This window comes from Flavobacterium sp. (assembly GCF_041392005.1).
Lineage (GTDB): Bacteria > Bacteroidota > Bacteroidia > Flavobacteriales > Flavobacteriaceae > Flavobacterium.
This window is the reverse complement of record NZ_JAWKMX010000004.1, coordinates 1-25,098: the sequence shown is the minus strand read 5'-3', so window position 1 is coordinate 25,098 and position 25,098 is coordinate 1. Positions and strand designations below refer to the sequence as shown.

Sequence of the window (25,098 nt, the reverse complement as noted above, 5' to 3'; positions counted from 1 at the left end):
CAGACAATGAACCAACAAAAAATCATAGAAGTAGAAAACCTAACCAAAAAGTTTGGAGATTTTACAGCTGTAAAAAGTATTTCTTTTCACGTAAACAAAGGCGAAATATTTGGATTTTTAGGTGCAAATGGTGCTGGAAAAACTACGGCTATGAAAATGCTAATTGGTATTTCAAATCCTACAAGTGGTAACGCAATTGTTGCAGGTTATAATGTGCAATCACAAAGTGAATTGGTGAAAAAAAGTATTGGTTATATGAGCCAGAAATTTTCACTTTATGACGATTTATCGGTACAAGAAAACATTACATTTTTTGGCGGCATTTATGGTTTATCAAAAAATCAAATTAAATTAAAAACAGAAACTTTAATTGAAAATCTCCAATTGGGAAATATCACAAAAACTAAAGTTGGCGATTTGCCATTAGGTTGGAAACAAAAATTAGCGTTTTCGGTTGCATTATTACACGAACCTAAAATTGTTTTTTTAGACGAACCAACAGGAGGCGTTGATCCAATTACGAGAAGACAATTTTGGGAATTAATTTATGCCGAAGCTTATAAAGGAACTACCATTTTTGTTACCACACACTATATGGATGAAGCCGAATATTGTAATCGTGTTTCGATAATGGTTGAAGGTGTTATTGAAGCTTTAGATTCGCCAAAGAATTTGAAAAAACATTTTGGAGTTGAATCTATGAATGAAGTGTTTTTAAAGTTGGCTCGTAACATTGAATAATTAATTAGTAATGAAGCGATTTAGAGGTTTTGTAAAAAAAGAATTCTTTCACATTTTTAGAGATAAACGCTCACTTTTTATTCTCTTTGGAATGCCTATTGCTCAAATTTTATTATTTGGATTTGCCATTACTAATGAAATTAATAATGTAGAAGTAGCCATTTTAGATTATGCGAAAGATTCAGAATCTGAAAAAATTATTCAAAAGTTAAAAGCTTCAGATTATTTCAATATTGAAAATGAAATAACAAATGAAAAAGCAATTGCTTCTGAATTTAAAAAAGGAAAAATAAAAGCCGTTTTATTATTTGAAAAAGATTTTTCAAAAAAACTGCAAACCAAAAAAAAGGCAACTATTCAAGTAATTACTGATGCTACAGAGCCTAACATTGCCAATACAATAGCAAATTATACGCAATCAATTCTATTAAATTATCAAAATAAAAATTCTAGTGCTAACAATATTGGGATAGATATTCAAACCCGAATGTTATATAATCCAGAATTAAAAAGCGTTTTCAATTTTGTTCCTGGAGTAATGACGGTAATTTTAATGTTAGTATCTGCAATGATGACTTCAATCTCTATTACAAGAGAGAAAGAATTAGGTACAATGGAAGTTTTATTGGTTTCACCTTTAAAACCTTTTCAAGTAATTATAGGCAAGGTTTTTCCCTATGTATTTTTATCGATTATCAATGCTATTGTAATTGTTAGTATGGGTTATTTTATTTTCGGAATGCCAATAAACGGAAGTCTCTTTTTATTAGCTTTTGAAAGTATATTATTTATTATTACGGCTCTTTCATTAGGCATTTTTATTTCCACTATTTCTAAAACACAACAAACTGCCATGATGATTTCGTTAATGGGTTTAATGCTTCCTGTTATTATACTTTCAGGATTTATATTTCCCATTGCCTCAATGCCTTTACCCATGCAAGTAATGAGTAACATTATTCCTGCAAAATGGTTCATCATTATAGTGAAATCGATTATGCTTAAAGGAGTTGGCTTACAATATATTGCCAAAGAAACCATGATTTTAGTAGTTATGACATCAGTTTTCATTGGTTTAAGTATAAAAAAATACAAAACAAGATTAGAGTAAAATGAGAATCATTCGTTATATCATACAAAAAGAATTCAAGCAAATTTTTAGAGATAAAGGTATGCTTCGATTAATTTTCATTTTGCCAATTCTCCAACTTTTGATATTGTCAAATGCAGCTACATTTGATGTGAAAAACATTAAAATTGCTATTGTAGATAATAGTCATTCCATGCAATCAAGAGCCTTAATCGAAAAATTTCAAACGAATTCATATTTTACTGAAACGAAACTTTTAAACTCTTCAAATGAAGGAATTGAATACATAAATAAAGGAAAAACAGATGCAGTTATTGAAATTCCGAATCAATTTGAAAAGCAACTAATAAACAATAACAAAACGTCAATTCAAGTTCTTATTAATGCAATTGATGGAGCAACAGCTGGAGTTCAAAATGTGTATATAGCTCAAATTGTACAACAATACAATCAGAATATAACTCTTGAAAACAAAAACGTATCTAGTCAACAAAACTTGAGTAGAATAGAACTAATTCCATCATTTTGGTATAATAATACGTTAAATTATAAGACGTTTATGGTTCCAGGTATTTTAGTATTATTAGTTACCATGCTTACTTTATTCCTTTCTTCAATGAATATTGTAAGGGAAAAAGAATTAGGAACTTTAGAACAAATAAACGTTACACCTATTAAAAAGCACCAATTTATCATAGGTAAATTATTTCCATTTTGGATACTTGGATTGGTTATTTTAACGATTGGATTATCAATTGCAAAATTGGTATTTAACGTACCTATGTTAGGAAATATATTTTTAGTGTATTTATTTACTTCAATTTATTTATTACTCATTTTAGGTATTGGTTTGTTTATCTCTAACCATACCGAAACCCAACAACAAGCCATGTTTATTGCTTGGTTTTTTATGGTAGTTTTTATTTTAATGAGTGGTTTGTTTACACCGATTGAAAGTATGCCTAAATGGGCGCAAAACATAACACTCTTTAATCCAATTCGTTATTTTGTTGAATTTATACGAATGGTTTTACTCAAAGGCGCAGGATTACAAGAAGTACTATTAAATTTACTAGTAATTCTATTATTTGCAATTACCATAAATGGATTAGCGGTTTGGAGTTATAGAAAGACAAACTGATATAACATTACTATTATAAACTTTATTTTTTTGTAAGAAAAATCTTTCTATTTCCCCCCCCCAATACAATATTTTACTTTTCTTTATCTATAAGGGTTAAAGAGGGTGGAGGTGTACAAAAGGTGTTACAAATTTGGATAAAAAAGCCTAAGAATTATTATTCATTAGTTCTTCAAAATCCTCTTTTATGAATTCCCAGTATTTACCTTTGAAACAAATTGGATCAAAATCATCATCAGCTTGGTCAAAAAGAGTAAAGTTTTTAATAATTAATTCCTCATTATGGTCATAAGGATATCTTTTTTCATGTAGTTCTATCATTTGACTAATAGAATAAGAATCAAGCAAATCATGTAAATCCCAAAAATCTTTTTTTCTTCCACCTCTTTGAATAACATCTAGTTTCATAGCGATAATCTCTTCTATGGTAGCCATTCGTATTCCATCTTCCTCAATGTAAGGTTGAATAAAAGTATCTGTATAGAAAATATCTAATTTGATAGTGTTGTTTTCATCATCACCTATGAAATAAGATTTCCCTAATGCAGGTGGAACATTTAACGAATTAACATGATTGAAAGTAGTTCTCAAAAAAGCTTCAATTTCTTCAAAATTAATTGTACCATAATCAGCATCACTAAATAAATCAATGTCAATGGATTCTCTATGTCCAATTTGTAAACTTAAAGCAGTGCCACCTACTAATCTGAAATTTTCAAAAATAGGCGCATTCATTAAAGTAATGAGACTATTTTTTAGTAAATCATTTACAGTATTATAATAGAGCATTATGCTTTTTGTTTGTTTTTATAGATAGTGTAAGGTTTTCTTCTAGTGTTTCGAAGTGCTGTTTTAATTTTATCTTCCCCATAAAAAGCTTCTAATTCTTTTTTCTCAGCTTCATTACCTCTTTCATAAACACGTTGAATAATAGCTTTATATTGTTTGTCCCAATTAATTTTAGAAATATCAGTATCCCAAAAAAGTGATTTTCGTAAATTGGATAGGTTAGGAGTGCGAAGTGCTTTCTTTTTTTCTTGAGCAATTTCGTAATAGGTTTGAAGAAAAGCCAATGAACCTTCTTCTAAACCTAGAGCAGCTTCAATTTTTAAAGCCAATGCAGTATTAATACTTCTTCTGCCTTTTGTGATAGCATTAATGGTTTGAGGATGTTCTCCTATAGAAAGGGCAAAAGGACGTTGTAAAATCTCTTTTTTTGCTAATAAACGTTCTAAAACGATTCCTGGATGAATACCTTTATATTTTTCTAATTGAAAACTCATAGTACAAATGTAAACAAATTTGTTTATATAATACAGAAATTTTGCAATGTTTAGATGAAAAGTTGTAATTTATACATTATAAAAAAGTAAGAATTTTCTCTCTATTTGCCCACGCAAAAACTAGCAAAAATATTACCCAATAGCTCGTCGTTTGTTACTTCGCCCGTAATTTCTCCAAAATAGTGCAGTGCAGATCGAATATCAATAGCTAGCAAATCACTCGAAATATTTTCGTTTAATCCCCATTTTACTTTTTCAATTTCTTCTAATGCTTTCAATAACGAATCGTAATGGCGTGTATTGGTAACAATCGTTTCATTATTACGCAGAGCTCCAGTGTTTACAAACGAAAGTAAGGTGTTTTTTAATTCGTCAATACCAATGTTAAATTTCGCTGAAATGGTTTCAAGTTTAACGTTGTTTTTTTCGGCTTTGCTTTGAGTCAAGTTCAAATTGTTTAATTCTTTTTTTATAGCGTTAATTTCCTCATTACTAAGTAAATCAACTTTATTAATTACAACAATAAAGGGTTTAAGAGGGAACTGATTTTTTATTTTTTCTATTTCAACTTTGAACTTTAAACCCGAAACTTTTAATTCTTTTGCATCAAGCAAAAGAATTAAAACCTGCGCTTGCTCTATCTTTTCAAATGTTTTTTTAATCCCTATGCTTTCTACATGGTCTTCTGTTTCTCTAATTCCAGCTGTATCAATAAATCTAAAACCAATTCCATTAATTACTAATTCGTCTTCAATGGTGTCGCGTGTTGTTCCAGCAATATCAGAAACAATGGCGCGTTCTTCGTTTAGTAAAGCGTTCAATAATGTTGATTTTCCCACATTGGGCTCGCCTATAATAGCCACGGGAATTCCGTTTTTTATAACATTACCTACTGCAAACGAATCAATTAAGCGTTTCAATACAAACTCAATACGATTTACTAATTCATGAAAGGCCGTTCTATCGGCAAACTCTACATCTTCCTCGCTAAAATCGAGTTCTAGCTCAATAAGCGAAGCGAAATTCAATAATTCTTCACGTAATTTGGTAATTTCATTACTAAAACCGCCACGCATTTGTTGCATAGCTAGTCGATGACTCGCTTCATTGTCAGATGCAATTAAATCGGCAACGGCTTCTGCTTGGCTTAAATCGAGTTTTCCATTTAAAAAAGCGCGTAAAGTAAACTCGCCCGCTTGTGCCATTTTTGCTCCTTTGCGAAGTAAAAGTTGAATAATTTGCTGTTGAATAAATGTAGAACCATGACACGAAATTTCTACTACATTTTCGCCCGTATAAGAATTTGGTCCTTTAAAAATAGAAACCAAAACTTGGTCAAAAACTTTAGCATCTTCTACAATATGTCCTAAATGAAGGGTATGCGTTTTTTGTTTATTTAAATCTTTTCCAGAAACCGATTGAAATACTTGCGAAGCAATACTTACAGCATTTTTACCCGAAAGGCGAATAACCGCAATGGCACCTGCACCCGAAGGTGTAGCTAAGGCAACAATTGTGTCTTGTGGAATCATTATTATAACTTTTAGACAAAGATACTAATATTAATTATTTGGGCGTGTCCGTTCTCGTTATTAAAACGAGATCGGTCAGGCTGTTCACTATATCTGTTATTGCGAGTAACGAAGCAATCTTAAAAAAGTCGCAATAACAGGATGTCGTTTCCATCCTTCACGCTATCAAAATTTAGAATTTAGAATTCAGAAAATGAGTTGCTTCAAATACATCTTCAATAAAAAAACCGCACAACATTATTGTTAATACGGTTCTTAGGTTAAGGATTGGTTATAAATTGTAAAGAAAATAGAAAAAAGATTAAAGAAAAAAGAAAAATCTATACTCTAAAATCTAAATTCTAAAATCTAAATTTTAATTACTAAGCATTACTGGCATAACTAGCATTGTAACGGTTTCGCCTTCATCTAACCCATCTACAGGAGTTAAAATTCCAGCACGATTTGGCATACTCATTTCAAGCTGAATTTCGTCGCTAGTTAAGTTGTTTAACATTTCCGATAAAAAACGAGAGTTAAAGCCAATTTGCATATCATCGCCTTGGTAATCGCAAGTTAAACGTTCGTCTGCTTTATTAGAAAAATCGATATCTTCTGCCGAAATGTTTAATTCGGTTCCTGCTACTTTTAATCGTATTTGATGTGTGGTTTTATTTGCAAAAATAGCCACACGACGTACCGAACTTAAAAATTGATTCCTATTAATCAATAATCTATTTGGGTTTTCTTTTGGAATTACAGCCTCATAGTTTGGATATTTTCCATCAATTAATCGGCAAGTTAAAATATAATTTTCAAATGAAAAAGTAGCATTTGAATCGTTATATTCTATAGTTACCTCAGCATCAGAAGCACCTAAAATTCCTTTTAAAATATTTAATGGTTTTTTAGGCATAATAAACTCGGCTACTTGCGAAGCTTTTACATCGGTACGAGCATATTTTACTAGTTTGTGCGCATCGGTTGCAACAAAAATTAAACCTTCTGGCGAAAACTGAAAGAAAACACCACTCATTACCGGTCGTAAATCGTCGTTTCCTGCGGCAAATATGGTTTTGTTAATAGCAGTTGCTAAAACTTCTGCAGGAACTAGGGTAGAAGATGGTTCTTCAAGTACAATAGACTTTGGAAATTCTTCTCCGCCTGCGTAGGCTAGCGCATATTTTCCAGATTCAGAGCTAATTTCTATAGTACTATTTTCTTCAACGGTAAAGGTTAAAGGTTGCTCTGGAAAAGTTTTTAAAATGTCTAATAATAATTTTGCTGGCACTGCCACGCTACCTTGGCTTGTAGAATCTATTTCTAAACTTGCCGACATAGTAGTTTCTAAATCAGATGCCGAAACCGTTAATTTTTGCTTATCTAATTCGAATAAAAAATTATCTAAAATAGGTAAGGTGTTGCTACTATTAATAACACTACCTAAAACTTGTAATTGTTTTAACAAGTAAGAACTTGATACAATAAACTTCATCATTTTTTTATTAAAAATCGTTAATTGACTTTAGCTTACAAATATATTTTAATTATTAGCAAATGCAAAATCTATTTATTAACAACTATTTTGTATAAATGTATTTTCGTATGTAAGAAAATAAAAATCCAAATAAAACAAGTAACGTTAATGGTAATCCGATAGTTAGTATTTGAGCCCAAGTATAATTTTGATACACTTTTTCTCTATCTAACAGCGGCAGCGATACATCTTTTGAACGAATGTTAATAAGTCCGTTATCGTCTAATAAATAATTTACACAATTTATTAAAAATTCTTTGTTTCCGTATAGCGTATTGGTCCATTTATCAAATCCTAATTCTAGTGGAACACCTTTTTCTAGTTGATTTTTTATAATATCGCCATCAGAAATTACTATCATTTGAGTAGGAATACTTGTGTCTTTATACTTTTCATCTTTAAATGGAAGCACTCTGTTTTTGTACATAGAGTTAAACTTTCCTTCTAAAAGAATAGCTACTGGTAAATTTCCTTTAGACGAATTATCTTCATTACTATAATCTTCTGGTTTGGTTTCTTCGGTTACTAAATCTAGCGAAATAGGAGTAGGCAAACCAATGGATTTAGAGTATTGCGAACTGCTTAACAGAACAGTCTTTTTTACATCGTTTTTTAATAGTTCGATAGGCGAAGCAAATTCAAATTTAATACCATCAGTATTTTTAACAATAGGATTGTTGTTGCCTTCAGAATAAATATAAGGCGAAAAACGCCACATATACTGCTGGTATTGTGTTTCGCTGCCTAATTGCCCCGATGCTAGCTTAATTGGCGTTCCGTATTCGTCTTTTATTAGTTGGTGCGGTAAGCGAAAACCGTAAGCAAAAAACATATCGGTTAGGTTAAGTTCGTTGTAAGCGGCAACCGCCATTCCTTGTTCGTTATTTAAATCGGTAAAGTTTAATGGCGCATTATCTACAAGCCATAAGGTTTTGCCGCCATTCATAATAAATTGGTCGAGTACTTCTTTTTCTTCTTCAGAAAAGGCTTCGGTAGGCTTTGCAATTAACGCTAAATCGTATTTTTTGAGAGCGGCTAAAGTTTGGGTTGGTTGTTGTTTGGCTATCGAATCTAATGTAAACGGACCAATAAAATAATTTTCTCTAACCGTTCGTAAAAAATCGGCAATATAATAATCTTCTAACTCGCCATTTCCTTTTAAAATGGCAATTTTCTTTTGCTTTTCGGTAGTTATTTTACGAAGCGCATCGGTAAAGGCAAACTCTAAGTGTTGTACCGAACTAATAACTTTCTCTTCGGTTGAAGCACCTAATAAATTTTTTAATAAAGCTACTTTAGCACCTTTGTTGCCATAGCTAGCAACAGCCCAAGGAAAAACTACTTCTTGCGTTTGTTTTCCCTTATCGGTTACCGAAATATTTAAGGGTTGCAATCCTCTTTCGGTAAATTGTTTCATTATAGGTACTAATTCTTCTTCATTTTCAACAGGGTTTACAAATTGAAAAATGATATTTGAATTATAAGCCGAAAATTCTTCTAAAAGTTGGCGTGTTTCGTCTTGTAAACGTCTAAAATCGGCTGGAAAATTCCCTTCTAAAAACACATCAATATACAGTGGCTGTTTTACCGTTTTTATGATGTTTAAAGTAGTGGGCGATAAGGTATAACGTTTATCGTGTGTTAAATCGAATCGTTTAAAATAAAAAGTACTAATGTAGTTTATTCCAATTAAGACAATTAGGATAATGATGATTTGTTTAAATGCTAGCTTTTTCATTATCCTTTATTCGTTTTAAGTTGATAAACTGTTAAGGCTAAAAAGAAAATGGTTATACTTATAAAATAAACAACATCGCGCGTATCGATAACGCCACGGCTCATACTTTTAAAGTGATAATCCATTCCTAATTGAGATAAGAAACCATTGTTTTGTTCTAATAAATTACCAATTCCTTCAAATCCAAAATAAAAAACAAAGCATAAAAAAACAGCTACAACAAAGGCTACAATTTGGTTTTCGGAAAGTGTAGAGGTAAAAACACCAATTGCACAATAGGCCGCAACTAAAAAAAGTAATCCAAAATAAGAACCTGTTGTGCTTCCTATATCAATATTTCCTGGTGGATTTCCAAAAATAGAAATAACCCAAACGTAAATTAATGTAGGAATAAGCGCTATAACAATTAAAGTAAAAGCGCCTAAAAATTTACCGTTTACAATTTGCCATTTCGATAGTGGTTTTGTTAGTAATAATTCGAGAGTTCCTTGTTTTTTTTCGTCGGAAAAACTTCGCATAGTTACCGCAGGAATTAAAAAGAGTAAAATAAATGGCGATAGTTTAAAAAACGGACTCATATCGGCAAAACCAGAGTTTAAAATATTAAAATCGCCATCGAAAACCCATAAAAATAATCCGTTTAATAACAGAAATAAGGCAATAACTAAATAGCCAATGGGCGAACCAAAAAATGATTTTATTTCTCGAAGCAAAAGTGCTTTCATATATGCTGTTTAAATAATGCGATAAAATTAAAGTAATTTATTTGGCTTGCAAAAATTTTAAGTTTATTAATCTAAAGTAATTAATCTATTAACACTCCATGCTTCGGGTTTGTCGCTAAAAAGTGTTTTGGTAAAACTCCAAACCTCTTTAAATAATGTCGATTTTCGATAGTTTTCTAATGCGTTTTCACTTTCCCAATAACTATAAGTAAAAAATATTTGTTCATCGTTTTTATCTTGATAAAGCTCTAAAAATTGATTGCCTTCAAAACCCCTTATTTTTTCTTTTACTTGTTGAAAATTATCTAAAAACGCTTCAATTTTATCTTCTTGAAAGCGCATCTTTACAATTCTTATAAACATTTTTATTTAAAATTTATTGTAATTAAATCTCTGTTTTTTAGTCCAAGTAGTGTTGCTGCAGAACCTACTGTTTTTGGGTTGCTTTTATAAATAGCTATTTCAAGCAAATTATTTTCGTTAAACAACGCTAAGCGTTCACCTTCAAAATCTTTAAGTAAATATTTATCGCTTGTAACAAAATCGGAATACTTGCTTTTAATGCTTGTAATAGTTTTATTGCGAAACGTAATTTCAAAAGCCCTGTTTTTGCCTACGTTTTTAAACATTTCTTTAGAAATATTAGTTATACAATTACCAAAATCGTCTATGTAAATAATATGGCCTTTTATTGTAGTTTGCTCGGTGTTAATTTGAGGTGCAAATTCGTTTAGTTTTGTAATTTCAAAAATTTCATTTCCTAAATCGGTTAATTTACCACCATTTGCTATATAACAAGCAGCAGAAACAAAAACATCGATATCGAAAACAGTTTTAGAAAACGAAGTTAAGGCAACAATTTTTTCGGCGTTACTTTTTGCTAACATATTTGAAAAAACACCATTATTAGCCCCAATAAAATACTGATTATTCCATTGTATAGCTACATGATAATTTGTATTAATTCTATCGCTATCTACATCTATAATATGTATAGTGTTATCTGGAAAGCTTTTATAAGCACTTTCAATACAATACGAGGCTTCACTAATATTAAATTTTTCTATTTCGTGCGAAATATCAACAATAGTTACACTAGGGCATTGCTTCAAAATTTTTCCTTTCGTTGCGCCTACAAAATAGTCTTTATAACCAAAATCGGTTGTTAGTGTAATTATTGACATTAATTTGTTTATAACTTATTTTAAAACCTACAATACTTTTTACTAATTTTGAATACAAACCTACGCAAAAATTGATGATACTCAAAGAAGATTTTGTTCACAATATGCGTTTTAACAAAAACCAAATAATTTAAAATTAAAACTGTTGATAGAAAGAATTATAGAATTAAAAGACATAGCAGCAAAAGACTTTTGGGGAGCAAGAGATGCTAATTTAGAGGCAATAAAAAAATATTACCCAAAATTAAAAATAATTGCTAGAGGTTCACTAATAAAAGCTTTTGGAGAAGAAGAAGAATTAGATGAATTTGAAAAAAAATTTAATCGTTTAGTGCTTCATTACTCTCGATATAATAATATTGATGAGAATGTGATTATGCGTATTTTAGAAAGCGATAATCAAGAAGCTCAACAAATAAGCGACCGCGATAAAATTTTGGTTCATGGTGTAGGAGGAAAGCTTATAAAGGCATTAACACCCAACCAACAAAAATTAGTCGATTTAATAATTAAAAACGATATGGTTTTTGCTGTTGGTCCAGCAGGAACGGGCAAAACCTACACTGGTGTTGCTATGGCAGTTAAAGCTTTAAAAGAAAAGCAAGTAAAGCGAATTATTTTAACACGACCAGCAGTTGAAGCAGGCGAAAATCTAGGTTTTTTACCAGGCGATATGAAAGAAAAACTCGATCCCTATATGCAACCACTTTACGATGGTTTACGCGATATGATTCCGCATGAAAAACTTGAAGATTATTTACTAAAAGGAATAATTCAAATTGCACCATTAGCCTTTATGCGAGGTCGAACATTAGATAATGCTTTTGTAATTCTCGATGAAGCACAAAATACAACACATAATCAAATGAAAATGTTCTTAACCCGTATGGGAAAAAACGCAAAATTTATGATTACGGGCGACCCAGGACAAGTTGATTTGCCAAGACGAACAACATCGGGACTTAAAGAAGCTTTGCTTGTTCTTAAAGATGTAGAAGGTGTTGGAATTATTTATTTAGACGATAAAGATGTGGTACGCCACAAATTAGTTAAAAAAATTATTGCGGCTTATAAACGAATTGAAAATAACGATTGAGTTGTATTATTAATAACTATTATTAACACTTTTAAGCTTTTATTATGAAAAAAATTTTATCAATTATCGCTTTTGTATTTTGTGGCACATTTTTTTCGCAAAATAATGAAATTGAAATTACGCCAGATAATTCTTGGCTAAAATTAGGAATTGTTGCAGGAATACCCGTAGGAGATGCAAGTGATGTTGCTTCTTTTAATTTAGGTATAGATGCACGCGGGCAATATTTAGTAAACCCAAATGTAGGTATAGGTATTGCGTCTGGATATGTACACTATTTCGAAAAAGATGATTTTGAATCTTTCGGAGTAGTACCATTAGCCGCTTTTGCTAGATATTATTTTCAACCACAAGGATTGTTTTTTGGGTTAGATTTAGGCTATGGATTCTTATCGGGTATTGAAGATAATTCAGGTGGATTATTTTTAAATCCGCATATTGGATACCATAATAGAGATTGGAATGTTTATGGATATTTTCAAAACACCTCTGCAGATAATGATGTTACTATCCAAAGTGTAGGTGTAGGTGTAACCTATAACATTAGATTTAAATAAGTAAAAAAAAGAATTCTTTACTAATTGTATTCATTAATATAATTATTTTTGCGGTTAATAAACAACTCAACTATTAATGAATACAATTATTTCTACCAATTTTAATTTTCCTGGACAAAAATCGGTTTACAAAGGTAAAGTACGCGAAGTGTACAACATTAACGATGAACTATTAGTAATGATTGCTACCGATCGTCTTTCCGCTTTTGATGTGGTTATGCCTAAAGGTATACCTTACAAAGGACAAATTCTCAATCAAATTGCAACCAAATTTATGCAATTAACCCAAGATATCGTGCCTAATTGGTTATTAGCAACACCCGATGCTAATGTTGCCATTGGTCATTTGTGCGAACCTTTTAAAGTCGAAATGGTTATTCGCGGCTACTTATCGGGTCACGCTGCTCGTGAGTATACAGCTGGCAAACGAACTCTTTGTGGTGTTTCGTTACCTGATGGAATGAAGGAAAATGATAAATTTCCATATCCAATTATTACACCTTCAACTAAGGCTGATAATGGTGAACATGACGAAGATATTTCTCGTGAAGAAATTTTAACTCGTGGTATCGTTTCTAAAGAAGATTATGAAGTTTTAGAAAACTATACGCAGGCGCTTTTTCAAAGAGGAACTGAAATTGCTGCTTCTCGTGGATTGATACTAGTCGATACAAAATACGAATTTGGAAAAACAAAAGAAGGTAAAATCGTATTAATTGACGAAATTCATACACCCGATTCGTCACGCTATTTTTATGCTGAAGGTTATGAAGAAAGACAACAAAAAGGCGAAGCACAAAAACAATTATCAAAAGAATTTGTTCGTCAATGGTTAATTGCCAACGGTTTTCAAGGTAAAGAAGGCCAACAAATACCTGAAATGACAGATGAGTACGTTACGACTGTTTCGGAACGTTATATTGAATTGTATGAGAACATTTTAGGCGAATCATTTCAAAAAGCCGATGTTTCTAATATTCAAGCACGAATCGAAAAAAATGTATTGGAATTTTTAAATGCTAATAAGTAGCACACGCAAAGTTTTTCATAAAATACTTTGTCCCGCTTTCGCCTGCACGCGGTGCTTGGCTCTATCGGGGCTAGTTAAGACGTTTTTATTTAAAATTAAACAAAAAACACCTCAAAGGTTTTTAAAACCTTTGAGGTGTATAAAAAAAATACTTATTTCATTAGTTAGGATTAACAAGCACTTCTTTTAATTTAGTGATAGAAATTGGTTTTAAATTAATATCAATATTTGTTTTTGAGTTTTTATCAATATATAGTTTGTCATAATAAATGGTAGTTTCATCGTTTGAATATATGACTAACTTAATTTTACCACGCAATTTAATTGGAATTTTATTTGAATTATTACTAATATATTCATTAATATAAGAATCTGAATCTAAATAAATTATATTTAAAGAATACCTATCAAAAGAATTATTGAGATGAAATGTAAAGTTTTTTTCTATTTCATAGTTTAAAACTTTGTCAATGTTAATCCATCCTAATTTTGAGTATGTAAAATTGTATAATTCGTCTTCAGTTGCATAAAATTTTATTGTTTTTTTGTCTTCATTGTATTTAATTTCTCCATTTACAAGTTTTGCTCCTATTTCAGTATAAAATTGTTGATTATCATTAAATAATTTTGTATTATGCTCAATTATTTGTTGTTTTAGTTTTATTGAATCTTGTTTTCTTACAATTTGAACACTATCTGTTGTTGTTTCCTTAAAAAATCCTCCTAAACCGTCTTGATTAGTTGTTAAACCGTAAAAGTAATTTTTTAAAATATCAGGAATATAAGTTTTTATTTTAGATGATGTTAAATTCCATTTAAAAATGGAATCATTATCATTAAAATAAATATTACTATTAATAAGTGGTTTTTTTGGTAAATAAATTTGGTAACTTTTGTCTTTTTGAATTAGTAATTGTTTCCCATTTTCGGTAAAGTTAATGTAAAACATTCCAGAAGTCTCTAAAAGTTCATCTTTATTGGTAACAGTTGATAAACCATTTAGAATAATTGCTTCTTTTGTATAAAATTCTTTAAGCTCTAAATTGATTTCTCCGTTAGTATAATTTGAAAAAATATCTTTTGGCAGCATTATTCGAGTGCCCATTTTACCTTCAATCAGTGTATCATTTTTTAAAATGAAAGTATAACTAGTTAAATTTATAGTTTCTAATTGCTCTTTTATTTTCTGTAAATTTGATTTGTTCTCTTTTTGACAAGAAATAAAAAAAAGTGTGACAGATATAAAAAGTAGTGATTTCATTAATAATTTTTTGTATATAATTCAATTTTTATGCCAAAAAAAATCCCGATTTACTAATTAGTAAATCGGGATTTTTCATTTATTGTGTAAGTCAAAATTACTCATCATCTTCAGTTGAAGCTTCATCTTCAATTTCCAAGTCTTTTAATGCGTCTAATGAATCATCGTCTGCGGTAGTATCATCGATGTCGTCTTCATCATAATTTTCGATTCTGTCAGCTAATTTGGTACTAACTTTTACTAAATAAATAGTATCTTCTGTACGAACCTCAACCGCTTCAATAGTTTCATTTTTAGCATTTTTAAAACGGATAATGTCGGTTTCGTCATATCCATCAGGAAACTTCTCAACTAATAGGGTTAAGATTTCGTTTGTTAATTTTGCGTAATCAACAATTACTCTTTTCATCGGGTTAAATTTAATCTTAATTTTTTTTTCAAATGTAATATCCTAATTGAAATATTCAAATATTTTTTTAAAAAAAATCAAAAAAATTACCAACCTAAAATATAAGCAAAAATTAAAGGTGCAACTATCGTAGCATCAGACTCAACGATGAACTTTGGCGTGTCGATATCAAGCTTACCCCAAGTGATTTTTTCGTTAGGAACGGCACCAGAATACGAACCGTAGCTTGTAGTTGAGTCAGAAATTTGGCAAAAGTATGACCAAAAAGGCACATCGTGCATTTCCATATCTTGATATAACATAGGTACAACACATATTGGAAAGTCACCAGCTATACCACCACCAATTTGGAAAAATCCGATACCTTTTCCCGCACAATTATCGCGGTACCAATCGGCTAACCACATCATATATTCCACACCGCTTTTCATTGTTGTCGGTTTAAATTCACCTTTTATACAATACGATGCAAAAATATTACCCATAGTACTATCTTCCCATCCAGGTACTACAATTGGTAAGTTTTTTTCGGCAGCAGCAACCATCCACGAATCTTTTGGATCGATTTCATAATATTGTTCTAACACGCCCGATTTTATCATTTGATACATAAATTCGTGTGGAAAATAACGTTCGCCCGATTTGTCTGCTTTGTTCCAAATGTCGAATAAATGTTGTTGTAAACGACGGAAGGCTTCTTCTTCGGGAATACAAGTATCAGTTACACGGTTGTAATGGTTTTCTAATAAATCCCATTCTTCTTGTGGCGATAAGTCGCGGTAATTAGGTACACGTTTGTATGAATTATGAGCCACTAAGTTCATGATGTCTTCTTCAAGATTAGCTCCTGTACAAGAAATAATATGTATTTTATCTTGGCGAATCATTTCGGCTAATGATTTTCCTAACTCTGCTGTACTCATTGCACCAGCAAGTGTTACCATCATTTTACCGTTGTCTAATAATTGTGTTTCGTAGCCTTTTGCTGCATCTACTAAAGCGGCTGCATTAAAATGTAAATAGTGTTTTTCAATAAATTGAGAAATTGGTCCTTTCATTATGTTTTGCTTTTAGCTATTAGCAGTAAGCCTTTAGCTGGTTTATTTTTATTTTGAACTTGTATTGTTTTTTTAGCCCTGATAGTAGCGGCATCCTTTTTTGTTTTGTAGTGAAACGGAAAAACTAAAAAGATACAGCGAATAGCAGGATTAGCTTTAATTATTTATTTTTTATAACCTAAAATGTTCAGTACATCATCAGCATTTTGTTGTTCTGAAAATACTTCAGTTGCTAGAATACCATTTTTATCTCTATCAATTAATATATGTTTAGGTTGCGGAATTAAGCAGTGGTGTAGTCCGCCAAAACCGCCTATGGTTTCTTGGTAGGCACCAATATTGAAAAACCCTATGTACAGTGGTTTTTCTTTATTGTATTTTGGTAAATATACAGCATTCATGTGTTGCTCGGAGTTGTAATAATCGTCGCTATCGCAGGTTAATCCGCCTAATAAAACTCGTTCGTAAGTGTCGTTCCATCGGTTTACAGCTAGCATTACAAATCGTTTGTTAATTGCCCAAGTATCGGGTAGCGTAGTGATAAACGACGAGTCAATCATGTTCCAATTTTCACGGTCGTTTTGTTGTTTTTGATACAATACTTCGTAAATAGCACCACCAGATTCGCCTACGGTAAATGAACCAAACTCGGTAAAAATATGAGGTACATCTACTTCGGCTTCGTCGCAAGCAATTTTTATTTGGTTTAAAATTTCTTCAATCATATATTGGTAATCATAATCGAATGCCAATGAGTTTTTAATAGGGAAACCGCCACCAATATTTAAACTATCCAATGTTGGACATTCTTTTTTTAGTGCAATGTACACTTTCATACATTTTAGTAATTCGTTCCAATAGTAGGCCGTGTCGCGAATACCAGTATTGATAAAGAAGTGAAGCATTTTAAGTTCCACCTTTTTGTTTTCTTGAATTTGCTTACGGTAAAAAGGTACAATGTTTTTGTAGCCAATACCTAATCGAGAAGTATAAAACTCGAATTTTGGTTCTTCTTCGGCTGCAATACGAATTCCAATTTTGATTTTACTTTTTATTTGTTCTTGTAACAAATCTAATTCTTCGTAATTATCGATAACTGGAATGGTGTTTTTATGACCGTTATTAATTAATCGCGCAATATTTTCGATGTATTGATCGCGTTTAAACCCGTTGCAAACTACATAAGTGTTTTTATTAATTTTACCTTCGTTGATTAAGTTTTCGACAATATTAATATCAAAAGCTGATGATGTTTCAATATGAATATTATTTTTTAAGGCTTCGTCTAATACAAATTTGAAATGCGAACTTTTGGTACAATAACAATAGTAATAATTACCATCGTAATCTAGTTTTTCCATCGCATTTCGAAACCATAATTTTGCTTGGCGAATGTTTTTAGAAATTTTAGGTAAATAGGTAAACTTTAAAGGTGTGCCGTATTCTTCTACTAATTTCATTAAATCGATACCATGAAACTGAAGGTTGTCTTTATTTAAAGTAAATTCCTCTTGAGGAAAATAGAAAGTTTGATTAATTAAATCGGAATAACTTGTTTTCATTATAGAATTAAGATGTAATGTTTATAAATAGTTTAACGCTTAAACACTACAATTCAAACTCTTAAATTAGAGAATTTGATGGTTAATTTTTTATAAAATCGTTTTAAAAACATAGTTGTATAGCAAAAAATATAATTACTAAAGTACAAAAGTAAACAAATAAAATATTGAATTTAAAAATTACTTGTAATTATAATCAAAAAAAGCGTCTTTAATTAATTTATCATCGCAAAACTGATTAATAACACAATTTCCTATTTTAGTTAATAAAACAAATTGTACTTTTCCAAATTCGTTTTTTTTGTCGAAAATAAGTAATTTTAGTATTTGTTCAATATCATTTTCAGAAAAATCAACTGTATCAAAATACTCATTTATAATGTATTTAATTTCATGATATTCTTCTTTAGAAAGCAATTCTTTTTCTTTAGATAAAAAACTTGCTAATATCATTCCGATTGCCACAGCATGACCGTGTGATAAACTTTCTTTTTCTTGGTTTTGAAGACAATAACTTTCAATAGCGTGCCCTAAAGTATGTCCGAAATTTAAGGTTTTTCGTAAGCCAGTTTCGGTTAAATCTTCTGTAACTATTTTATTTTTTATAAGTATAGATTGATGAATTAACGCATCTAAATCTTCCGTGTTTAATGACGATAACGTTTTAAATTTATCCCAATAATTTTTATCTGAAATTAAACCGTGTTTTAGCATTTCGGCAAGTCCAGATCGCATTTGTTGTGTAGGCAAAGTTTCTAAAAAAGAAGTATCAACTAAAACTGCTTTTGGTTCGCAAATACAACCAATTTGATTTTTTAAAGTACCTAAATCTACACCGTTTTTTCCACCAATAGCCGCATCTACCATAGCAAGCAACGTAGTAGGAACATTAATAAAGGCAATGCCGCGTTTAAAAGTACTGGCAACAAATCCGCCAATATCTGTAATTACGCCACCACCTAAGTTAATTATCAAGCTTTTTCTATCGCCGCCTAAATCTAGTAAAGTTTGCCATAATTGTGTACAAGTATCAATGTTTTTAAATTGTTCACCAGCATCTAATTCAATAATTTCAAGATTAATTTCGGTAGTAATATTCGATAAAAAATGAGGTAAACAAAATGACGCTGTATTTTCATCAACCAGAATAAAAACTTTAGAAAAAGTAGTAACTAAAAGAATATCGTTTAAATAGGTATAACAATTTTCGTTAAAAAGTATAGAATGATTTGTAGCTTTAATTACTTGCATTTTACGATTTTTCAATTTTGTGCAAAATACGATAATTTTTATGTAAAAATTAAAGCATCTGAAGTATATTTGTACCACTTTATAAACGACACAATGGAAAAAATATTTGACAATACTGAAGTTGCCTTTGCTTTAAAAAGCGATACCGAACTAGAACGTGCTTATTTTTTGTTTAAACTTATTGAAAAAGAACCACTTGTACGCATAGGAACAGCCGTAACTAACTTTGCATTAAAAGCACATTTACCCGTTGAAAGTTTAATTCGTTCTACTGTTTTCGATCATTTTTGTGGCGGTGTAAACGAAATGGATTGTCTTTCAGTAGTAGATAGAATGTTTACCAAAGGCGTTTCATCGGTTTTAGATTATTCGGTAGAAGGAAAAGAAGAAGAAACACAGTTTGACGCTGCTTTAGCCATGACACTTAAAACAATAAATTTTGCAAAAGAACGAATGGCAATTCCATTTGCGGTTTTTAAACCTACAGGTTTCGGAAGATTTGCATTATATCAAAAAATTGGTGAAGGAAAAGAATTAACGCCCAGTGAAAACGAAGAATGGCAAAAAGTAATTGAAAGATTTGATACAGTATGTAAAACAGCTTACGAAAAAGATGTTCCACTATTAATTGATGCAGAAGAAAGTTGGATGCAAGAAGCCGCAGATAGTTTAATTGAAAGCATGATGCAAAAATACAATCAAGAAAAAGCGGTAGTATTCAATACGCTTCAAATGTATCGTTGGGATAGAATGGATTATTTAAAAAAATTACACGAAAAAGCTAAAAAACATAACTTCTACATTGGAATGAAATTAGTTCGTGGTGCCTACTTAGAGAAAGAAAATAATCGTGCCAAAGAAATGGGGTACAAATCGCCTATTTGCGAAACCAAACAAGCTACCGACGATAATTATAACTGTGCGGTAAACTATATGGTTGAACATATAAATAAAATGGCCATTTTTGCGGGTACTCATAACGAAGACAGTTCTTATAAGTTAATGCAATTAATGCAAGAAAATAACATTGCAAAAAACGATAAACGCATTTTCTTTGGTCAATTATACGGAATGAGTGATAATATTAGCTTTAACTTATCCGAAAAAGGTTATAATGTAGCAAAATATTTACCTTTTGGACCAGTACGCGATGTAATGCCGTATTTAATTCGTCGTGCCGAAGAAAACACATCGGTTGCTGGGCAAACCAGTAGAGAATTATCGTTAATAAAACGAGAAAAACAAAGAAGAAAACTTTAAGTAATTTTACATTTCAAAAATTCAATATCGCATTAAAAATGAATTTCGATAAAAAAAATTTAACTAACGAACAGTTAATCGATTTATACAAAAAAATACTAAAACCAAGAATGATAGAAGAAAAGATGCTCATCTTACTTCGTCAAGGAAAAGTTTCAAAATGGTTTTCAGGTATTGGTCAAGAAGCCATTTCGGTAGGTATTACCTCTGCATTAGATAAAGACGAATATATTTTACCCATGCACCGCAATTTAGGTGTTTTTACTACTCGCGAAATTCCGTTGCACCGTTTATTTTCACAATGGCAAGGTAAAAAAGAAGGTTTCACAAAAGGACGCGATAGAAGTTTTCACTTTGGCACACAAGAGTATAAAATTATTGGCATGATTTCGCATTTAGGACCGCAAATGGGTGTAGCCGACGGAATTGCATTAGCCAATAAGCTTAAGAAAAATAATCAAGTAACTACCGTATTTACAGGAGAAGGCGCAACTTCTGAAGGCGATTTTCACGAAGCTTTAAATATTGCAGCCGTTTGGAATTTACCTGTTTTCTTTGTTATTGAAAATAACGGATACGGATTATCAACTCCAACAAACGAACAATACCGTTGTGAAAATTTAGCCGATAAAGGTTTGGGTTACGGTATGGAAAGCCATATTATAGATGGAAATAATATTTTAGAAATTTACACTAAAATTACCGATTTAAAAAAATCAATGATAGAAAATCCTCGTCCCGTTTTATTAGAGTTCAAAACATTTAGAATGCGTGGACACGAAGAGGCGAGTGGAACAAAATATGTGCCGCAAGAATTAATGGACGAATGGGCGAAAAAAGATCCTGTTGAAAATTACAGACAGTATTTAGAAAAAATGTTCATTTTGTTACCAGATCAAGAAGAGCAAATACGAGCAGAAATTAAACAAGAAATTGATGAAAATTGGGCAATGACCCAAGCCCAACCCGAAGTTGTTGCTAATTTAAGTGAAGAATTAAATGATGTTTACGAATATTTTAACTATCAACAAATTAACCATTCAAATGAAGTTGAAAACAGTCGTTTAATTGATGCTATTTCGCAAAGTTTAAAACAATCTATGGAACGACATAATAATTTAGTTATTATGGGACAAGATATTGCCGAATACGGTGGCGCTTTTAAAATTACAGAAGGTTTTGTCGATTTATTTGGTAAAGAACGCGTTCGCAACACGCCAATTTGCGAAAGTGCTGTAGTTGCAGCGGCTAACGGTTTATCAATTAATGGGTATAAAGCAATTGTAGAAATGCAATTTGCCGATTTTGTTTCTACTGGGTTTAATCCCATTGTAAATTTACTAGCCAAGCAAAAATACCGTTGGGGCGAAAAAGCCGATGTAGTGGTGCGTATGCCTTGTGGCGGCGGAACGCAAGCTGGACCGTTCCACTCGCAAACTAATGAGGCGTGGTTTACTAAAACACCAGGTTTAAAAGTGGTGTATCCCGCATTTCCGTATGATGCAAAAGGCTTATTAAATACAGCTATTAACGACCCAAATCCAGTTTTGTTTTTCGAGCATAAACAATTGTACAGAAGTATTTATCAAGATGTGCCAAAAGATTATTACACGCTACCATTAGGTAAAGCATCACTACTAAAAGAAGGAAATCAGGTAACCATTATTTCGTTTGGTGCAGGGGTGCATTGGGCATTAGATACATTAAATAATAATTCTGAAATTTCAGCTGATTTAATTGATTTAAGAACTTTACAACCAATGGATTGGGAAACCATTTTTAATTCTGTTAAAAAAACTAATAAAGTAATTATTCTACAAGAAGATACATTATTTGGAGGTGTGGCAAGCGATATTGCTGCAATGATTATGGAAAACTGCTTTCAATATTTAGATGCTCCCGTAAAACGAGTAGCAAGTATTGAAACCGCTATTCCGTTTGTAAAAGCATTAGAAGATCAATATTTACCCAAGCAACGTTTTGAAAAAGAATTAAAAGAATTATTAGCCTACTAGAATTTAAAAAAGAAAAAAACAATTTATACTAATTAAGCGTTTTATCCTAGTTCTTCTCATGATGTGAATTAGGATTTTGTTATTTATAAAAAACCTACTGTTTACTGCAAACTTAAAACTATATTTCTTAACTTAATTTGGCAAGATTTTTGAAAAGTTCTAAATAACAAATTAATTAGGCAATTTTTTAAAAATAAAAAAATAACTATATTTGAAAACCATCTAAAAAAGTATTTTTGTAATCTGAACCAAGTTCAGATTCTTTTTTTAGAAATAAGTTCCAAATTAAATTTGGAAAAAAAATATTTTAAATACCACAAATGCGATACATTTCAGCACTTTTTATACTTGTTTTATTTCAATTTATTGGTGTACCCAAACGAAATTTAGCAACAAAAAATTATACTTTAGCCCAAATTGAAATAAAAGATTCTACAGCAATTTTTCAGCAAAAATGGGTAGATAGCGTTTACAATCAAATGAGTTTCGAAGAACGTGTTGGGCAATTGTTTATGGTTGCGGCTTACTCAAATAAAACTGAAAGTCATTTCGCCGAAATCGATAATTTAGTAGAAAAGTATAAAATTGGTGGAATCATTTTTTTTCAAGGTGGTCCAGTTCGTCAAGCACAACAAACCAATCGTTATCAAGCCAAAGCCAAATTACCATTATTTATCGGCATTGACGCCGAGTGGGGTTTAGCCATGCGATTAGACTCTACGTATCGCTATCCTTGGAATATGACACTTGGCGCTATTCAAGATTATCGTTTACTTCGTAAAATGGGCGAGCAAATGGCAGAACAATCTAAGAGAATGGGTATTCATTTTAATTTTGCGCCAGTTGTCGATATTAACACCAATCCAAATAATCCAATTATTGGTAATCGTTCGTTTGGCGAAGATAAAATAAACGTTGCCAATGCAGCAGAAGCTTTAATGCGTGGTTTACAAGAAAATGGTGTTTTTGCCACGGCAAAGCATTTTCCTGGTCATGGCGATACGGCAAAAGACTCGCACCACACACTACCTGTAATTAATTTTTCAAAAGAACGATTAGATAATGTAGAACTCTATCCGTATAAAGAATTAATAAGCAATGGTTTATCAAGTGTAATGGTAGCACATTTAAGTGTGCCATCTCTCGAAAAGCGTATGGGTTATCCAAGTTCTATTTCATATAATATTGTAACCAATGTGTTAAAAAAAGAATTAGATTTTAAAGGGTTAATTTTTACCGATGCACTTAACATGAAAGGTGCAAGTAATTTTAAAGAACCAGGTGCTATCGATTTAGAAGCTTTTCTTGCAGGTAACGATATTTTGTTATTTGCCGAAAATGTGCCTGTAGCCATTGAAAAATTTAAAACTGCTTATGCCGATGGAAGACTAACCGATGCTCGTATAGAAGAATCGGTTAAAAAGATATTATCGTATAAATACAAAGCAGGATTAAACCATTATAAACCTATAAATTTAGATAATTTAGTTGCCGATTTAAACCAATCAAAATACGATGCGCTTAATTATAATTTATACGAATACGCTATAACATTGTTAAAAAATAAAGAAAAAATTGTTCCAATAAAAAATATCGAAAAAGAAAAAATAGCATACGTAGCTTTAGGTAACGATAGTAGCGGAATATTTTTAGAACGCTTGCAAAACTATACAGAAATAACGCCTATAACGACTAAAAATTTAGATTCGGCATTAGTTCAGTTAGAAGATTTTTCTAAAGTAATTATAGGTTTTCATAAACCCGATGGTGCTTGGAAAAACCACAATCCTACAGTCGAAGACAAATTGTGGATTGATAAAATTGCGAAACAAAACAAAGTAATTGTAAGCTTTTTTACCAAGCCATATTCATTGTTAAGTTTTCCAAACTTTCAAAATATTGAAGGTTTAGTAGTTGCATATCAAAATAATGAATTTGCCCAAACAGCAGCTGCCGAAGCCATTTTTGGTGGAATTGCATGCAAGGGAAAATTACCTGTTACTATAGCCAATAATTTTAATGTAAACGACGGAATTGTAACACCAAAATTGAGCCGATTAACTTTTGGTGTTCCCGAGAATGAAGCTATGGATTCTCGGGTTTTAAATAAAATAGATTCGGTTGCTAATTATGCAATTTCTAAAAAAATGACACCAGGAATTCAAGTTTTAGTAGCTCGAAAAGGAAAAGTAGTTTATCAAAAATCGTTTGGCTATTTTACTTACGACAATAAAATTCCTGTAAAAAATACCGATTTATACGATGTAGCATCGTTAACAAAAATTTTAGCCACTTTACCTAATGTAATGCTTCAGTTTGAAAAAGAAAAAGTTACAATGCAAAGCAAGTTAGGCAATATGCTTCCGGTATTTAAAAATTCGAATAAAGCCAATGCTACTTTAGTAGATATGCTTACACATCAGGCGCGTTTTCAACCTTGGATAGGTTTTTATAAAAATACATTAGACGAAAATGGAAAGCCCAATAGTAAATATTACAGAAAAACCTATTCGGAAGCATTTCCGTATCAAGTAGCCGAAAATTTATTTCTTCGAAAAGATTATAACGATTCTATTATAAAAGCAATAGCCGATAGCGAGTTATTACCCAAAGCAAAATACAAATACAGCGATTTTTCGTTTATTATTT

The 25,098-nt window shown here is 31.2% G+C and carries 22 protein-coding genes; 9 read left to right on the top strand and 13 right to left on the bottom strand.

Annotated features, from left to right (window positions below; all coding sequences use genetic code 11):
• The first annotated feature begins 6 nt into the window (after positions 1-6).
• Genes R2808_RS03580 through R2808_RS03570 form a run of 3 tightly spaced genes read left to right on the top strand, consistent with a single transcriptional unit; the run spans position 7 to position 2,972 of the window.
• Positions 7-741, top strand: coding sequence for an ABC transporter ATP-binding protein (locus R2808_RS03580; RefSeq protein WP_371269590.1), 735 nt, complete (start codon positions 7-9; stop codon positions 739-741).
• A gap of 10 nt (positions 742-751) precedes the next feature.
• Positions 752-1,852 carry an ABC transporter permease gene (locus R2808_RS03575; protein ID WP_371269589.1) on the top strand — a complete coding sequence of 367 codons (1,101 nt, stop codon included), beginning with the start codon at positions 752-754 and terminating at the stop codon, positions 1,850-1,852.
• A gap of 1 nt (position 1,853) precedes the next feature.
• Positions 1,854-2,972, top strand: a complete 1,119-nt coding sequence (locus R2808_RS03570; RefSeq protein WP_371269588.1) for an ABC transporter permease — start codon at positions 1,854-1,856, stop codon at positions 2,970-2,972.
• A gap of 147 nt (positions 2,973-3,119) precedes the next feature.
• On the opposite strand, the gene R2808_RS03565 is transcribed toward R2808_RS03570, so the two are convergent.
• The 8 genes from R2808_RS03565 to R2808_RS03530 all read right to left on the bottom strand — a co-directional run bounded on the left by R2808_RS03565 (position 3,120) and on the right by R2808_RS03530 (position 10,950).
• A complete protein-coding gene (locus R2808_RS03565) occupies positions 3,120-3,761 on the bottom strand; it encodes a nucleotidyl transferase AbiEii/AbiGii toxin family protein (protein ID WP_371269587.1) in 642 nt (213 codons plus the stop codon).
• Positions 3,761-4,255, bottom strand: a complete 495-nt coding sequence (locus R2808_RS03560; protein WP_371269586.1) for a transcriptional regulator — start codon at positions 4,253-4,255, stop codon at positions 3,761-3,763. Before R2808_RS03560 ends, R2808_RS03565 begins: the two co-directional genes overlap by 1 nt.
• A 101-nt stretch (positions 4,256-4,356) precedes the next feature.
• Positions 4,357-5,787, bottom strand: coding sequence for a tRNA uridine-5-carboxymethylaminomethyl(34) synthesis GTPase MnmE (gene mnmE / locus R2808_RS03555; RefSeq protein ID WP_371269585.1), 1,431 nt, complete (start codon positions 5,785-5,787; stop codon positions 4,357-4,359).
• A gap of 355 nt (positions 5,788-6,142) precedes the next feature.
• Positions 6,143-7,261 carry a DNA polymerase III subunit beta gene (gene dnaN, locus R2808_RS03550; protein WP_371269712.1) on the bottom strand — a complete coding sequence of 373 codons (1,119 nt, stop codon included), beginning with the start codon at positions 7,259-7,261 and terminating at the stop codon, positions 6,143-6,145.
• An 85-nt stretch (positions 7,262-7,346) separates the two neighbouring features.
• Positions 7,347-9,041: a gliding motility-associated ABC transporter substrate-binding protein GldG gene (gene gldG, locus R2808_RS03545; protein WP_371269584.1), complete on the bottom strand. Its 1,695-nt coding sequence runs from the start codon at positions 9,039-9,041 to the stop codon at positions 7,347-7,349.
• A complete protein-coding gene (gene gldF, locus R2808_RS03540) occupies positions 9,041-9,766 on the bottom strand; it encodes a gliding motility-associated ABC transporter permease subunit GldF (RefSeq protein ID WP_371269583.1) in 726 nt (241 codons plus the stop codon). Before gldF ends, gldG begins: the two co-directional genes overlap by 1 nt.
• A gap of 66 nt (positions 9,767-9,832) precedes the next feature.
• Positions 9,833-10,129, bottom strand: a complete 297-nt coding sequence (locus tag R2808_RS03535; protein ID WP_371269582.1) for a putative quinol monooxygenase — start codon at positions 10,127-10,129, stop codon at positions 9,833-9,835.
• A gap of 2 nt (positions 10,130-10,131) precedes the next feature.
• On the bottom strand, positions 10,132-10,950 hold the full coding sequence (locus R2808_RS03530; protein WP_371269581.1) for an S-adenosyl-l-methionine hydroxide adenosyltransferase family protein: 819 nt from the start codon (positions 10,948-10,950) through the stop codon (positions 10,132-10,134).
• A gap of 145 nt (positions 10,951-11,095) precedes the next feature.
• Here R2808_RS03530 and R2808_RS03525 point away from each other — a divergent pair, with 145 nt between their 5' ends.
• The 3 genes from R2808_RS03525 to R2808_RS03515 all read left to right on the top strand — a co-directional run bounded on the left by R2808_RS03525 (position 11,096) and on the right by R2808_RS03515 (position 13,633).
• Positions 11,096-12,046 (top strand): PhoH family protein, encoded by a 951-nt coding sequence (locus R2808_RS03525; protein ID WP_371269580.1) that lies wholly within the window; start codon positions 11,096-11,098, stop codon positions 12,044-12,046.
• 44 nt (positions 12,047-12,090) lie between these two features.
• Positions 12,091-12,603 (top strand): hypothetical protein, encoded by a 513-nt coding sequence (locus R2808_RS03520; protein WP_371269579.1) that lies wholly within the window; start codon positions 12,091-12,093, stop codon positions 12,601-12,603.
• Between the two features lie 76 nt (positions 12,604-12,679).
• Positions 12,680-13,633: a phosphoribosylaminoimidazolesuccinocarboxamide synthase gene (locus R2808_RS03515; RefSeq protein ID WP_371269578.1), complete on the top strand. Its 954-nt coding sequence runs from the start codon at positions 12,680-12,682 to the stop codon at positions 13,631-13,633.
• A 160-nt stretch (positions 13,634-13,793) separates the two neighbouring features.
• Here R2808_RS03515 and R2808_RS03510 read toward each other — a convergent pair whose 3' ends face one another.
• The 5 genes from R2808_RS03510 to aroB all read right to left on the bottom strand — a co-directional run bounded on the left by R2808_RS03510 (position 13,794) and on the right by aroB (position 19,174).
• On the bottom strand, positions 13,794-14,894 hold the full coding sequence (locus R2808_RS03510) for a hypothetical protein (RefSeq protein WP_371269577.1): 1,101 nt from the start codon (positions 14,892-14,894) through the stop codon (positions 13,794-13,796).
• Between the two features lie 97 nt (positions 14,895-14,991).
• Entirely contained in the window at positions 14,992-15,303 is a 312-nt protein-coding gene (locus R2808_RS03505) for a hypothetical protein (RefSeq protein WP_371269576.1), read from the bottom strand.
• Positions 15,304-15,389: 86 nt separating this feature from the next.
• On the bottom strand, positions 15,390-16,361 hold the full coding sequence (locus R2808_RS03500) for a deoxyhypusine synthase family protein (protein ID WP_371269575.1): 972 nt from the start codon (positions 16,359-16,361) through the stop codon (positions 15,390-15,392).
• 164 nt (positions 16,362-16,525) lie between these two features.
• A complete protein-coding gene (locus R2808_RS03495; protein WP_371269574.1) occupies positions 16,526-17,923 on the bottom strand; it encodes an arginine decarboxylase in 1,398 nt (465 codons plus the stop codon).
• A 180-nt stretch (positions 17,924-18,103) separates the two neighbouring features.
• Entirely contained in the window at positions 18,104-19,174 is a 1,071-nt protein-coding gene (gene aroB, locus R2808_RS03490; protein WP_371269573.1) for a 3-dehydroquinate synthase, read from the bottom strand.
• A 93-nt stretch (positions 19,175-19,267) separates the two neighbouring features.
• On the opposite strand from aroB, the gene R2808_RS03485 reads away from it, so the two are divergent.
• The 3 genes from R2808_RS03485 to R2808_RS03475 form a co-directional block, all read left to right on the top strand.
• Positions 19,268-20,434 (top strand): proline dehydrogenase family protein, encoded by a 1,167-nt coding sequence (locus tag R2808_RS03485; RefSeq protein WP_371269572.1) that lies wholly within the window; start codon positions 19,268-19,270, stop codon positions 20,432-20,434.
• A gap of 38 nt (positions 20,435-20,472) precedes the next feature.
• Positions 20,473-22,449, top strand: a complete 1,977-nt coding sequence (locus R2808_RS03480) for a thiamine pyrophosphate-dependent enzyme (RefSeq protein ID WP_371269571.1) — start codon at positions 20,473-20,475, stop codon at positions 22,447-22,449.
• A gap of 320 nt (positions 22,450-22,769) precedes the next feature.
• Positions 22,770-25,098 (top strand): glycoside hydrolase family 3 N-terminal domain-containing protein (locus R2808_RS03475; protein ID WP_371269570.1); only part of this gene is annotated, 2,329 nt, incomplete at its 3' end.